Source organism: Acinetobacter sp. ACNIH2, from assembly GCF_002934965.1.
GTDB lineage: Bacteria > Pseudomonadota > Gammaproteobacteria > Pseudomonadales > Moraxellaceae > Acinetobacter > Acinetobacter tandoii.
Genome location: NZ_CP026417.1, coordinates 1 through 12933 on the forward strand (window position 1 = coordinate 1; position 12933 = coordinate 12933).

Consider the following 12933-nt stretch of genomic DNA (forward strand, 5'->3'; position numbering starts at 1 on the left):
CAATGATAGAATTAATATTCTCTCACACACTCCCTATCAGTGATAGATTTATGAGTAAAAAAGATATTGCACCTCAACGTCTGACACGTGAAATAGTCCTGCGTACCGCATTGGATATGTTGAATGAAGAAGGCATAGATTCAATAACCACACGCAAGCTAGCTCAACGATTGGGTATTAAATCTCCAACTCTATATTGGCATTTCAAGAATAAATCCTTGTTAATGGAAGCAATGGCGGAAACCATTATAAATGAACACCATTTAGTTTCTTTACCCATCGATGGGATGACATGGCAAGATTGGTTGCTCGCTAATTCTGTAAGCTTTCGTCGAGCACTACTAGCTTACCGTGATGGTGCTCGTCTACATGCAAGAACTAGCCCCAGTCAAGGACATTTCAACACGATTGAGGCCCAAGTTGCGCTGTTATCTCATGCTGGGTTTTCTCCTGTTGAAGCAGTTGCATTACTTATGACATTAGGAAGGTTTATTGTTGGGTGGGTCCTTGAGGAGCAGCAAGAAGAAATAAGATCAGACCCACCATTCGAAGCCGATCCAACTATATATCCACTCATGCTCCAAGGAGTGAATACCTTACAAAATATGAATGCGGATGACATTTTTGAAAATGGGATTCGTATGGTGATTATCGGTGCTGAAAGACAACTTGATATTAAAATGCAAACTTAACTCTATACTGCTTTAAGCAACTGTTCTATTTAGTAATAAAGCTTTTATCCTTAATTATTTAACATAATAGAGCTTATACGAAACGCACTTTTAAATATCATTGTTTTTCAGTAGGTTAAAATTTTTTGACTGACCTGAAAAGCGTCAAAAAGCCGACTTAGACACAAGTCGGCTTTTTTATGAGCAGTTTTGATACTTCTTGCCAATAAGATCGATCAATATTTGATCTAAACGACGTATTGTTGTGGTTTATCAAGCCATCCACAGCCTAAACAATCCCCAATTTCTGCGGACAACTCTTGGGATAAAAAGTCAGATTAAATACGTTCAACTTGTACCATATCAACCAAGTCATGACCTGTCATCGATTCAGTGTGAACATTCAAAATGCTAAGTAAACCCTCTGACTCCAACTCACATAAAAAACGATAAACCCCCAACATATCTTCTAGAGCTATGCCACTTCCATAAAACTTAACCTGACCTAATTGCATATTTCTAACTTCATTATCAATTAATGTAAAAATATTACTCATAAAAAACTCCTATAAAATTAATATATATAAGTATTTAGTAAATTTCTTATTTTTCACTTTTGATTTTAACAACTAGCAAAAAATGGCTGAATCTGTGGACGTTGTTTTTGTGATTCAATCCAAAGAGAATGCTTAGATTGAACACGCATTAACAAATCTGCACTAATCCCCAAAGCATCATGTAAACGCAAAGCTATATCTGCCGTTACTGGTGCCTTACCATTAATAATTCGAGAAAGTAATGGACGTGTCACTTTAATACGTTCCGCAAGCTCTGTAATGGTGATCGCTTGTCCTTCATCTTTTAAGCCATCGAGCCATTCCGAAACTAATTCTCCTGCATGTGCTGGATTATGCATCATCATTATGTTCACCCTACTTAATGATAGTCTTGATAATCTACGATATGAGCATTACCGTCTTTAAATATAAAAGTCATCCGCCAATTGGCATTCACTGTAATCGACCAATGATCTTTTAATTTACCTTTCAAAGGATGAAGCTTCCATCCAGGGAACTGCATGTCATCAATGCTTTGGGCTTCATTCAGAGCAGTTAACTGTCTTTTTAACTTCATGGAATGAGCAGGTTGAATACCTGCTGTAGAGCCTGATTCAAAAAACTTTTCTAGCCCTTTATGCTTAAAATTTACAATCACGCAAAGATCATCCTTTGTATAGTTTTACTATACATTAAATTGTATAGTAAAACTATACAAACTGTGAAATCCAATAACTAATCATTTAACATTTAACATTTAACATTTAACATAAGTTTTCTTATAAATCGCACATAAAGTAAGGCTTCTTGGTTCAATTATTAATCCTAAGTTAATCTACGATATCAACAACTTAATTTTGAGATATAAGCCTTAATAAGTATAATCTTCATAAATTTTATAAAGTTTATTATTTAGGGTATTTTTCATACCTTTGGGGAGAAATTTTGTCTAAGGTAAAAACGCATTATGATAATTTAAAAGTATCAAGAAATGCTCCTCAAGAAGTGATTAGAGCGGCATATAAAGTGCTATCTCAGAAACATCATCCGGATCGAAATCAAGATGATCCAAATGCCTCTCATATCATGAAGATAATAAATCACGCTTACGAAACATTGTCTGACCCAATAAAGCGTAGGGAACATGATTTATGGATTGAAAAGCAGGAAAATGACAGTGCCTTAGAAATTAATAAACATCATGAACAACAACCAACACAAGGCATGCAAGAGGATCTGAAAAAAAAATTCGGTGATGAATGGGTTAAGGCAAATCAAGAATGGGTTAATCGGTATCAGGATCGTAAAAACAATAAAAATCAAAATTCTCCCCCATCTAAGCTAGATAAATTTTTTGAAAAAATCAGAGCGTTTATATCTTTTTGTTGGGGAGTTATTGTCTGGGCGGTAGTATTCGGAATCGCAGGGATATTTATCTATTTTCAGTTCTTTTCAAATGAAAAGACAGGATATAGTGATAAATCTATTACCTCAGAAATACCATTTATAGAAGAAGCAGATACACCTCAAACATTACCACATACTGGATATACCAATAAAACGGGCCTCATTGGTGTTGCACCCTTACAAATTAAGGTCAGTTATGGTGATAACTATTGGGTCAAAATTGTAGATAGTTTTAATGAGACTGAAGTCGCTAGCTATTTCATTAGATCTGGCGAAATATTAAATGTAGACCTACCTCTAGGAAGCTATAAAATTAGATATGCTTATGGTCAAAATTGGTTCGGTGAAAAGAAGCTCTTTGGTAAAAATACGGCTTATGCTCAAGCCGATGAGATAATGCATTTTGGATTTGATGGCTATTCTTATAATGGATATACAATTGAACTGATCAGCCAAGTAAATGGAAATTTACATACTTCCGGCATAAGCCAAGAACAATTTTAATAATTTGATTTAACATAAAATCTCTTATACGCAGCCCAGGTTAATCCTGGGCTTTTTGTTCAATCTGATCATTGGCCTCAAACATGCCAGGATTAGTAATCCGGATATTTTCCTGACAATTCCCACAAAGCATCAGCCCTGAAAAAATCTGTACGTTTTCCCTTGAATCACAGAAAGCACATGGTTTAGAGAGTTGAATAATATTGCTCATGGCTTTTTCCCCGCAAAATAGTTCTTTTGGGCATATGCATTTCCTTTTGTTTGCATTCCTTGGATGTCTCCTCGATCGACTTTTAGATGCATCAGTATCCCAATTTGAAACATATATATATGGCCAAAGTCTTCAAAGAATTTTTCATTTAAATAATTGGCCTCAGTAAACTTATCGAGGGAGTAATTAATTTGCTTCTCAAAATCATTCACCAATGTTTCAATCCGATTGGCCTGCCGTTCAATACTGGCCATCTGTAAATTACTGGTCAGAAGATCCCGCAGATAAGTCCCTAGTTTATCGCCCTTCAACTGAGCCAAACGTTCATATTCTTGTGCAACCTGATTGTCTAATCTGACGGCAACGGTTCGAGTACTGTTCATGAAAAACTCCTACAATTTGTTTTCAATCTAAGCACCTAATTTTTAAAAAGTAACTATCAAATATAAGTAAACACTGTGTTAAGTTTTAATGATTACAGGTTAAATATCTAATATAAAAAGAGAAATTCATATAAAAGCGTAAACAAAGGTGATTACAAGCTATCCTATTGTTTTGTAAGTAAATATTGCACTTTATTTGCAACAAAACGTGTTTACAGCTAAACCTATGAAAAATAATAAAAATCATGCTAAAAGCGTAAACGCTTTCCAGATAGATGAAAAATCGCTGTATCCCTTATAGGATAAGGCTTTGGAGCCTTTATCTTTAGATGCGTGGTGTGTGAACCAAAAATTGCCGGTATGTACCGGCTCCCAATCCATTTAATTGACTTAACTGACAGTAAAGATAGTGCTTGGCCAAAAGAGATCCTGACTATTGTGTGTCTAAGGGAAAAAACCTATAAGCGGAAACTCTAGCCTACAGATCAAAAATAAAACCCAAGTTGAAACGCTCTCAAATTCGATTTCAGCCACATTTTTACTTAAGACATAGATCTCACTATTGAAATGAGTAATCAGGTCAAAAAACGCAAGTGAACGCCAAATAGAGGCTATTTTTATTCTAATCGGGATGAATAGAGCGAGTGTCTACGAGCGAAGCACCAAAATTCGCACCTAGACTCTCTGAAAAACAGCTTTTTAGGCTGTGAAGCCTAAATAAGCGTAAATCACATGCAGAAAATTGAGTCTAGATCGAGCGTAGCGAGTAAAAAAGCTTTATGAGCGAAGCGAATTCCGAGTTGCTTTTGCTCTTGCCTTTGCTTTTTCTCAAAGTCACAACAGAATGATCCAAAAAATTGCCCCACGAATCGAGCGAAAGCGAGATTCAATAGAGTTTGAGCGTAGCGAAAACCAAGGGCAATTTTTCTTTGCCAGGGCTTTTAATTATTTTTAAGTTTTTAAATGCTTTTAGAGATGCTGTAAGCCTTTATTTGCAATAGTTTAAGGGGTGATAAAGATAGGTTTAAGGGGTGATAAAGATAGGTTTAAGGGGTGATAAAGGTAGGTTTAAGGGGTGATAAAGATAGGTTTAAGGGGTATTTGAATAGCTAGATTATTGACTATTTAAAATATATAACATATAACCTAGTTAAATGAATTAATAAGCTTCATATCATGACAAATAACAATAAATTAGTTGTTAAGGATAATGCTCTTATCGATGCCTCTTTCAACTTATCACTCATAGAGCAACGTATTATGCTCTTGGCCATAGTTGGAGCTAGAGAGTCTTCTAATCTCACATCTGATACACCAATAGAAGTATTCGTAAGTGACTACGTTCATCAATTTAAAGTAGATAGTAATAATGCCTATGGCTTGCTTAGAGAAGCAGCGAAAACTCTAAAAAGAAGGGAGTTTAGTTATTTAGATAGATATAAGGGCCAAGAAGCTCTTACTACAGCAAATTGGGTAAACAAAGTGACCTATGTAGATTCTAGTGGCCTTATCGTTTTATACCTTAGTAACGAAGTTATCAGCTTAATAAGCCGATTAAGCGAACAATTCACAAAATACCATATAGAACAAGTGTCTGACTTTAAGAGTAAATATAGCATCAGACTATATGAGCTATTAATTAAATGGTTGAATGTAGCAAAAACTGAGAAATATAGTATTAACGATCTTAGATCAAAATTAGGGCTGGATGCGACTGAATATTCAACTATGTCGAACTTTAAATCTAATGTCTTAGACAGAGCAATAAGTGAAATTAATAAACATACTAATATTACCGTTGACTATGACCAATTCAAGAAAGGGCGAGTTATCACAGATATCCAATTTAGAATTAAATCGAAAGATAAGCCATCTCAACAAGAATTAACAAAGGTATCCCAAACAGCATTCCACCAAATGACAGATGCTCAAATCAATATGTTTGGCAATCAGCTTTCACGATTGCCTGAATTTTCGAACTTAGCAAATGGTAATGAAAGCTATGAGAGCCTAGCAGCAAAAATCAAAGAAATGCTAAGAGATCCAATACAACAAAAGCAGTTTTTACCTCACCTAAAAAACCTTGGCTTTAAAGCTTGAGTGTATTAGAGAATACACATATTGTATTCTCCAATACGTTTTCAAAATACACAGCAATACACTATGAATACAGCTACAAAATACAGTGTTAGTGATGCTGCAACTCTGTATAAAAAATCCCGAGCGACAATCTATAAAGATATAAAAAACGGTGTATTAAGCCGTGACTATGACGGTTTTATAGATTTTTCAGAATTACTTCGCGTCTATGGTGAGCCTTTCGGAGCAAAACAGGCAAAACGTATTGATACGTCTTCAATACAAAATCAAAATACACCTGAATACACTGATAAAACAGTGGTAGAGCTGAAAAACCAAATCGACTTTCTAAAAAAACAGTTAGAAAAAGCCGAAGATCGTGAATCCAAGGCGAATGCTCGTATTGATACGCTTCTAACGCTCATTGAAATGAAGCCTCCCACGGCCAATATGACTACGTTTACCGATCAAGAACCGCTGCAACCAAGCATGGCCAAAACAGCTCCAGAACCGGACACAGCAGAAGCTAAACAGGACGGATTGACTACTCCGGAGCAGACGGAAAATAAGCGTATTCCAGTGCCAGAGCAGGTTGAACCGGAGCAGCCGAAAAGAGGATGGTTAAGCCGGTTTTTCTTGCCGAATGGCTAAGAGGCTTATTTAGGTGTACTAATCAAAGTTGTGAAACATTGATCAAAGAATAAGCGTGGAACATGAAAAATCACAAAAAAAGCCCACCTTGGGGAAGATGGGCTATCAACTAGAAACTACAGCATTGATTTATAAAGAGAATTAGAAAGCATTTCGTATAAGGTGTATTATGTTAATTTTAGAAATTCTTAATTTCCATCTATCCAAACTTGCTTGATCCAATCTGCTAAATCTTCCCACTGCTCATCGCTATATCCATCTGCTGTCCAATATCTAATTTTATGATTAGGAGATAGGCAATAATAACTACCATTATCTTCACAAATAGGTAGCCAATCTTCTGGCAGACCTTGCTCCCTAGCATCATTTAATATCTGAGATAGCCCTCGATAGCATTCTTTCTCATCTGTAAGAGACGCTAATTCAATTGTTCCATAAAAGATATTGCTAATCTCTTTCAAAACTTTTTTATAATCTTTTGGAAAAATAAAACCTATTTTTCGTTCATAAGCAGATATGAAAATATCATCAGGTAGTTCTATGTTTAGACGACTATTCCCAGATAGTTCTTTTAATTCTTGAATAATGTTATCAAGCTTATTTTGCATATACATTCTGCTCTATCGCATTAAAGTTCTTACTACAATTTAACATAATGGCTGTTATGCGAAACGAGATCTACCAGCTCTCGTTTTTTGTTATGGAAACTGCTAAAATTCAAATACGCCATTGACGTATAAAGAGTCCATGTTATTTATTGAAACCAGCATCTTTACCAAGCAAATTAAAGACCTTGTATCTGATGAGGAATATCGTCAACTTCAGCAAGATCTTTTGGTACAGCCTGATAGAGGTGACCTAATCAAGAATGGCGGTGGTATTCGCAAAGTACGTTGTGCTCAAGGTAACAAAGGGAAAAGTGGTGGGATACGGGTGATTTATTATTGGGTCACCGAGGATGATCAGATCTTTTTCTTAGTGGCTTATCCAAAATCAGTAAAAGATAATTTAACAGATAAGGAAACCGCCATTCTGCACCAACTCGTGAAGGAGCAATTTCATGGATAACAACTTATTTGATGACTTGGTTGCTTCAATCAAAGAAGCTGGAGCTATCAAACGTAAAGAAGTTAAAGCAAGCCGAGTTACAGAACTCGAATTGCCTGATATTAAAGAAGTACGTGAAAAAACTGGCTTGAGCCAAAATGAATTTGCTGCACGTCTACATATTAGCCCCCGTACCCTGCAAAATTGGGAACAGGGACGACGCTATCCAACTGGACCAGCAGCTACATTGATTCGAATTTTAGATGCTCACCCAAGCCTTATTTGAAAAAATTACTTAAAAAATGGGAGCTTAAGGCTCCCATTTTTATTTCGTATAAGGTGTATTATGTTAATTTTAGAAAATCTTCACTACTATTATTTTAAAATAAGCCTTATATCCAAGCATAAAACAAGGTTGTCTAGACTTCTTTTAACAGTAAAGTTATCATAAAACTGAATTTTATTTTTTAGGTAAGTTTATGCATTCTATCCGCATTCGTTAAGACACAACTATTTGCATAGTGACACTATTTTATAATGGTGGGCTTTTGTTGTGTCTTTAAGAATATATGCGGATATATAAAGTAAAAGTATGCTTAATTTATAAGTATGCTTTTAGTGCATAGTTTCCAGTTATAACTTAATTGACTAGCTATTTGTCCACCCTGTGGATGAATAGCTTTTTTTTTGGGAGGACACTGTGATGCTAGCTTTTGTTTTCACCTAAATCCTGTTTGCTGCATAAAAAATTTCAAGAGCTAAACAGGAGTAAATAAAAATGAGTTTAATTATTAAAGCGAGAAACATACGCTTGGATTATGCTGGGCGTGATGTTTTGGATATTGATGAATTGGAAATTCACTCTTATGACCGTATTGGTCTTGTGGGTGATAACGGAGCAGGAAAGAGTAGTTTACTCAAAGTACTTAATGGCGAAATTGTTTTAGCCGAAGCGACATTACAGCGTTTTGGTGATTTTGCACATATCAGCCAACTGGGCGGAATCGAAATAGAAACGGTCGAAGACCGGGCAATGTTATCTCGCCTTGGTGTTTCCAATGTACAAAACGACACAATGAGTGGCGGAGAGGAAACTCGTGCAAAAATTGCTGCCGCATTTTCCCAACAAGTACATGGCATTCTAGCGGATGAACCAACCAGCCACCTTGATCTCAATGGAATAGATCTACTTATTGGTCAACTTAAAGCATTTGATGGAGCATTACTTGTTATCAGTCATGACCGATATTTTCTTGATATGGTTGTAGACAAGATATGGGAGTTAAAAGACGGTAAAATTACGGAATATTGGGGTGGTTACTCGGATTACTTGCGTCAAAAAGAAGAAGAGCGACAACACCAAGCCGTAGAATATGAGCTGATGATGAAGGAACGGGAGCGATTAGAATCTGCTGTGCAAGAAAAACGCCAGCAAGCTAATCGATTAGACAATAAGAAAAAAGGAGAAAAATCCAAAAACTCTACCGAAAGTGCTGGACGACTTGGGCATGCAAAAATGACTGGCACCAAGCAAAGAAAACTGTATCAGGCAGCTAAGAGTATGGAAAAGCGTTTGGCTGCATTAGAAGATATTCAAGCACCAGAGCATTTGCGTTCTATTCGTTTTCGTCAAAGTTCAGCCCTAGAACTGCACAATAAGTTCCCGATTACGGCAGATGGTCTGAGCTTAAAATTTGGTAGCCGTACTATCTTTGATGACGCTAACTTTATAATACCGCTTGGCGCTAAAGTCGCTATAACTGGATCGAATGGAACAGGGAAAACGTCCTTGTTAAAAATGATATCAGAACGTGCTGATGGATTAACCATATCTCCAAAAGCTGAAATTGGCTACTTTACACAAACAGGATATAAATTTAACACGCATAAATCTGTGCTCTCCTTTATGCAGGAAGAGTGCGAGTACACAGTTGCGGAAATTCGTGCAGTATTGGCTTCAATGGGGATCGGAGCGAATGATATTCAAAAAAACTTATCCGACTTATCGGGAGGTGAAATCATCAAACTGCTTTTATCCAAAATGCTTTTAGGAAAATATAATATTTTGCTTATGGATGAACCAGGAAACTATCTTGACCTAAAAAGTATTGCCGCATTAGAAACAATGATGAAGTCCTATGCAGGAACTATTATCTTCGTATCTCATGACAAGCAATTGGTCGATAATATTGCTGACATTATCTACGAGATCAAAGACCACAAAATCATCAAGACTTTTGAGAGAGATTGTTAATGATAGCCAATCTAATCCGAACATTAATTATTGAACTCTTTAAAGGAAATTAAAAATGACAATTCAAGATATTCAATCACTTGCTGAAGCACACGGCTTGTTGCTTACGGACAAAATGAATTTCAATGAAATGGGCATTGATTTTAAGGTCGTTTTTGCTCTTGATACAAAGGGGCAACAATGGTTGCTGCGTATTCCTCGTCGTGATGGCATGAGGGAACAAATCAAGAAAGAAAAACGCATTTTAGAATTGGTAAAAAAACATCTTTCTGTAGAGGTTCCTGATTGGAGAATTTCATCTACAGAATTAGTGGCTTATCCCATACTTAAAGATAATCCTGTTTTAAATTTGGATGCTGAAACCTATGAAATAATTTGGAATATGGACAAAGATAGCCCGAAATACATAACATCTTTGGCAAAAACCTTATTTGAAATCCATAGTATTCCTGAAAAAGAAGTTCGGGAAAATGATTTGAAAATTATGAAACCTTCAGATTTAAGACCTGAAATAGCAAACAATTTGCAGTTAGTAAAATCTGAAATTGGTATAAGTGAGCAATTGGAAACCCGCTACAGAAAATGGTTGGATAATGATGTTCTATGGGCAGATTTCACCCAATTTATACATGGCGATTTATATGCTGGGCATGTACTAGCTTCAAAGGATGGAGCTGTTTCAGGCGTTATTGATTGGTCAACAGCCCATATAGATGACCCAGCGATTGATTTTGCTGGGCATGTAACTTTGTTTGGAGAAGAAAGCCTCAAAACTCTAATCATCGAGTATGAAAAACTAGGGGGTAAAGTTTGGAATAAACTATATGAACAGACTTTAGAAAGAGCAGCGGCCTCTCCTTTGATGTATGGTTTATTTGCCTTAGAAACTCAAAATGAAAGCCTTATCGTTGGAGCAAAAGCTCAGTTGGGAGTTATATAATTTAAAAATATGATTGCTGAGAACTGCCTTGTTTTGAAACTTGGTTGGCTTTAATTAGTTTTTAGTATTCTTTATAGAAAATGCCTCGATCAAGGGGCATTTCTAACAATCATTTAACATAAAATTTCTTATGTGAAGTAACCTGAATGCAGCGGTGCCCCATTGGGGGCGCGTTGAGATAAGCCTCTTTTAGATAACTTTAGCAACTCGATAGACAGTTGCAACTCCACAATTCACTGCTTTGGCAATTTCTTCCTTAGTCATATTGCCAACTACTAGCAATTCTTTTATTCGTTTATGTTTAGCCTCATTTGCCTTCTTGCCTGTTGGTTTGTAACCCGAACGTGCCAGGCCCTGCTTAATACGTTCTATACGTTTCTCATTGTCTAGGCGGGCCATTGTTGCCAGAAGATCAATCAACATATTGTTGATGAGTTCCAAGATTGAATGAGTAATGCTGTCACTGGTTTGAATCATTTGGTAGGTAGTAGGAAGATCTGCTACGACTAAACGAAGTCCCTTCTCCTGGATCCTGCGCTTCAGCTCTTGAAAATCTCGTTGGGTTAGGCGTGATAAGCGGTCAATACTTTCAACTAACAATGTGTCACCTTGATTTGCTTCTGACAGTAGCTTATTCAATTCAGGTCGGTCTAACTTCGTACCACTATAGTTTTCCACGTACACAATGGTTTCACCCAAATTCAAGTTTTGGTTTAGATCCTGAAGAATCTGCAAAGCCCTTTCTGCATCTTGATCTTTAGTTGAAGCTCGTAGATAAATACGTGTATTCATTTCTATCATTTAATCTTAATTCTATTAGATTAATGATAATACTATCATTTAATTATTGCATTAAGTCTAATGATAGATATTGTATGCGATTTGGCTCGCTATCATTCAGGTATAGTCTTTTGATAAAAAAAGCATGACTAAAAGCCATGCCTTGGGAATTCGTATAACGTGTATTATGTTAATTTTAGATAAACTATAGAATCCATTAGTTTTTAAACCAATAAATTAAATATTTTATGGAACTCCAGAATATTTATTCAGGCGATACTTAAGCAATAAGGGTAGGGTGATTACATAAAGTATTGCAGCTAATGCCCATACCATTCCAGGAGCTGATGCCTGAGTCATAAAATAGAGGCTAGTAACTAATACAGGACCAATTATAGCCCCCAGACTATTAAAACTGCTTAATAGCCCTTGTAATTCACCTTGTCTTTCATCACTAATACCTCTGGACATCATTGCTTGCAAAGCAGGAACGGCTACTCCACCAAGGGCAAACAATGGTAACAACGCAAAAGGCACCCATTCTTCAACAGCAATAGATAAAAGAAGTAAACCAATTGCATCGCAAGCTATTCCACATAACAACGTATTTTTCTCTCCAAACCTCTTTACCATAGGGGCGATAGCAAAAGCCTGTGCAATAGAATGGCATATTCCATAACTAGCAAGGGAAACACCTGCAATAAATATACTCCAGCCATAACGATCCTGCCCATAGATAACCCATAAAGTTGCGGGGACTTGTGAAACCAATGTGATAATTAAAAAGATACCAAGCAATGGAGCCATATTAGGTTGAGTGATCAAATAGGATAATTTCTTTAATATTGATTGCTCCTGAACCTTCTCAGTCATTTTATTGCTGTGTTTTGATTCTTTTAATAAGACTGCTGTCATTATTAAATTAATCCCATTCATAAAAGCAGCAGCAAAGAACGGTGCATGTAAGTTCCATTCACCCAAAACTCCACCTATTACCGGACCCGCTATAAACCCAATACCAAAGACAGCTCCAAGGAGACCAAACCTTTTTGCACGCTCATGGGCTGGAGTAATATCTGAAACATAAGCTGTTGCAACAGCCATGTTGGCACCTGTAATTCCCGCAAAAATACGACCAATATATAGCCACAATAGAGAAGGAGCAGCAGCCATTAGGAGATAATCAGCCGTTGCACCAGCAATTGAAATAATTAATACAGGTCGACGTCCAAATCGGTCACTCAACGCTCCAAGGATAGGTGCAAAAATGAACTGCATCAGAGCATACACAGCTAATAAAGCACCATAGTGAACACCGCCTGCTTCAGCTCCAGCCAATGACCGTAATAATTCAGGCAAGATCGGCATAATTAAACCAATCCCAACAGCATCCAGAAATATAGTGATTAAAATCACGCTCAATGATTTCTTCACAAATGCCTTCTCTAG

General features: G+C 36.5%; 16 protein-coding genes. 8 read left to right on the forward strand and 8 right to left on the reverse strand.

The window, feature by feature from the left end; translation table 11 throughout:
- The first annotated feature begins 50 nt into the window (after positions 1 to 50).
- Entirely contained in the window at positions 51 to 692 is a 642-nt protein-coding gene (locus C3F34_RS19635) for a TetR/AcrR family transcriptional regulator C-terminal domain-containing protein (protein WP_004787586.1), read from the forward strand.
- Positions 693 to 1009: 317 nt separating this feature from the next.
- Here C3F34_RS19635 and C3F34_RS19640 read toward each other — a convergent pair whose 3' ends face one another.
- The 3 genes from C3F34_RS19640 to C3F34_RS19650 all read right to left on the reverse strand — a co-directional run bounded on the left by C3F34_RS19640 (position 1010) and on the right by C3F34_RS19650 (position 1886).
- Entirely contained in the window at positions 1010 to 1228 is a 219-nt protein-coding gene (locus C3F34_RS19640; RefSeq protein WP_104442459.1) for a hypothetical protein, read from the reverse strand.
- A 65-nt stretch (positions 1229 to 1293) separates the two neighbouring features.
- Positions 1294 to 1593 (reverse strand): HigA family addiction module antitoxin, encoded by a 300-nt coding sequence (locus tag C3F34_RS19645; protein WP_213070283.1) that lies wholly within the window; start codon positions 1591 to 1593, stop codon positions 1294 to 1296.
- Between the two features lie 14 nt (positions 1594 to 1607).
- On the reverse strand, positions 1608 to 1886 hold the full coding sequence (locus tag C3F34_RS19650; protein ID WP_104442460.1) for a type II toxin-antitoxin system RelE/ParE family toxin: 279 nt from the start codon (positions 1884 to 1886) through the stop codon (positions 1608 to 1610).
- A 287-nt stretch (positions 1887 to 2173) separates the two neighbouring features.
- Here C3F34_RS19650 and C3F34_RS19655 point away from each other — a divergent pair, with 287 nt between their 5' ends.
- Positions 2174 to 3139: a J domain-containing protein gene (locus tag C3F34_RS19655; RefSeq protein WP_171285021.1), complete on the forward strand. Its 966-nt coding sequence runs from the start codon at positions 2174 to 2176 to the stop codon at positions 3137 to 3139.
- Positions 3140 to 3179: 40 nt separating this feature from the next.
- Here the strand turns inward: C3F34_RS19655 and C3F34_RS20440 are convergent, their stop codons facing one another.
- Together C3F34_RS20440 and C3F34_RS19660 are read right to left on the reverse strand one after the other, a co-directional pair.
- Positions 3180 to 3350, reverse strand: a complete 171-nt coding sequence (locus C3F34_RS20440) for a hypothetical protein (protein ID WP_171263913.1) — start codon at positions 3348 to 3350, stop codon at positions 3180 to 3182.
- Positions 3347 to 3733: a hypothetical protein gene (locus C3F34_RS19660; protein WP_032001883.1), complete on the reverse strand. Its 387-nt coding sequence runs from the start codon at positions 3731 to 3733 to the stop codon at positions 3347 to 3349. The genes C3F34_RS20440 and C3F34_RS19660 overlap by 4 nt, the downstream gene beginning before the upstream one ends.
- A 1176-nt stretch (positions 3734 to 4909) precedes the next feature.
- Here C3F34_RS19660 and repM point away from each other — a divergent pair.
- Both repM and C3F34_RS19670 read left to right on the forward strand, forming a co-directional pair.
- Positions 4910 to 5833, forward strand: coding sequence for a replication initiation protein RepM (gene repM, locus C3F34_RS19665; RefSeq protein WP_032066855.1), 924 nt, complete (start codon positions 4910 to 4912; stop codon positions 5831 to 5833).
- Between the two features lie 63 nt (positions 5834 to 5896).
- On the forward strand, positions 5897 to 6463 hold the full coding sequence (locus tag C3F34_RS19670) for a plasmid replication DNA-binding protein (protein ID WP_032024465.1): 567 nt from the start codon (positions 5897 to 5899) through the stop codon (positions 6461 to 6463).
- 188 nt (positions 6464 to 6651) lie between these two features.
- Here the strand turns inward: C3F34_RS19670 and C3F34_RS19675 are convergent, their stop codons facing one another.
- Complete coding sequence (locus C3F34_RS19675) at positions 6652 to 7071, reverse strand: SMI1/KNR4 family protein (protein WP_001180106.1); 420 nt, start codon at positions 7069 to 7071, stop codon at positions 6652 to 6654.
- Positions 7072 to 7210: 139 nt separating this feature from the next.
- Between C3F34_RS19675 and C3F34_RS19680 the strand changes: the two genes are divergently transcribed.
- The 4 genes from C3F34_RS19680 to C3F34_RS19695 all read left to right on the forward strand — a co-directional run bounded on the left by C3F34_RS19680 (position 7211) and on the right by C3F34_RS19695 (position 10704).
- Positions 7211 to 7531: a type II toxin-antitoxin system RelE/ParE family toxin gene (locus tag C3F34_RS19680; RefSeq protein WP_000897307.1), complete on the forward strand. Its 321-nt coding sequence runs from the start codon at positions 7211 to 7213 to the stop codon at positions 7529 to 7531.
- Positions 7524 to 7796 carry a NadS family protein gene (gene nadS, locus C3F34_RS19685; RefSeq protein ID WP_000369781.1) on the forward strand — a complete coding sequence of 91 codons (273 nt, stop codon included), beginning with the start codon at positions 7524 to 7526 and terminating at the stop codon, positions 7794 to 7796. Before C3F34_RS19680 ends, nadS begins: the two co-directional genes overlap by 8 nt.
- A gap of 492 nt (positions 7797 to 8288) precedes the next feature.
- Positions 8289 to 9764, forward strand: coding sequence for an ABC-F type ribosomal protection protein Msr(E) (msr(E), locus tag C3F34_RS19690; protein ID WP_000052512.1), 1476 nt, complete (start codon positions 8289 to 8291; stop codon positions 9762 to 9764).
- 55 nt (positions 9765 to 9819) lie between these two features.
- Positions 9820 to 10704, forward strand: coding sequence for an Mph(E) family macrolide 2'-phosphotransferase (locus tag C3F34_RS19695; RefSeq protein WP_000155092.1), 885 nt, complete (start codon positions 9820 to 9822; stop codon positions 10702 to 10704).
- A 189-nt stretch (positions 10705 to 10893) separates the two neighbouring features.
- Here C3F34_RS19695 and C3F34_RS19700 read toward each other — a convergent pair whose 3' ends face one another.
- Together C3F34_RS19700 and tet(39) are read right to left on the reverse strand one after the other, a co-directional pair.
- Positions 10894 to 11505, reverse strand: a complete 612-nt coding sequence (locus C3F34_RS19700; protein ID WP_015060246.1) for a recombinase family protein — start codon at positions 11503 to 11505, stop codon at positions 10894 to 10896.
- A gap of 225 nt (positions 11506 to 11730) precedes the next feature.
- On the reverse strand, positions 11731 to 12918 hold the full coding sequence (tet(39), locus tag C3F34_RS19705; protein WP_004856455.1) for a tetracycline efflux MFS transporter Tet(39): 1188 nt from the start codon (positions 12916 to 12918) through the stop codon (positions 11731 to 11733).
- Positions 12919 to 12933 lie beyond the last annotated feature (15 nt).

Excerpts from the sequence above, each read along its gene's own strand:
- C3F34_RS20440 (WP_171263913.1), bottom strand. The coding sequence starts at position 3,350 with ATGAGCAATATTATTCAACTCTCTAAACCATGTGCTTTCTGTGATTCA.
- C3F34_RS19660 (WP_032001883.1), bottom strand. The coding sequence starts at position 3,733 with ATGAACAGTACTCGAACCGTTGCCGTCAGATTAGACAATCAGGTTGCA.
- nadS (WP_000369781.1), top strand. The coding sequence starts at position 7,524 with ATGGATAACAACTTATTTGATGACTTGGTTGCTTCAATCAAAGAAGCT.
- C3F34_RS19635 (WP_004787586.1), top strand. The coding sequence starts at position 51 with ATGAGTAAAAAAGATATTGCACCTCAACGTCTGACACGTGAAATAGTC.
- C3F34_RS19695 (WP_000155092.1), top strand. The coding sequence starts at position 9,820 with ATGACAATTCAAGATATTCAATCACTTGCTGAAGCACACGGCTTGTTG.
- C3F34_RS19675 (WP_001180106.1), bottom strand. The coding sequence starts at position 7,071 with ATGCAAAATAAGCTTGATAACATTATTCAAGAATTAAAAGAACTATCT.
- repM (WP_032066855.1), top strand. The coding sequence starts at position 4,910 with ATGACAAATAACAATAAATTAGTTGTTAAGGATAATGCTCTTATCGAT.
- C3F34_RS19670 (WP_032024465.1), top strand. The coding sequence starts at position 5,897 with ATGAATACAGCTACAAAATACAGTGTTAGTGATGCTGCAACTCTGTAT.
- C3F34_RS19645 (WP_213070283.1), bottom strand. The coding sequence starts at position 1,593 with ATGATGATGCATAATCCAGCACATGCAGGAGAATTAGTTTCGGAATGG.
- C3F34_RS19680 (WP_000897307.1), top strand. The coding sequence starts at position 7,211 with ATGTTATTTATTGAAACCAGCATCTTTACCAAGCAAATTAAAGACCTT.
- C3F34_RS19700 (WP_015060246.1), bottom strand. The coding sequence starts at position 11,505 with ATGATAGAAATGAATACACGTATTTATCTACGAGCTTCAACTAAAGAT.
- C3F34_RS19640 (WP_104442459.1), bottom strand. The coding sequence starts at position 1,228 with ATGAGTAATATTTTTACATTAATTGATAATGAAGTTAGAAATATGCAA.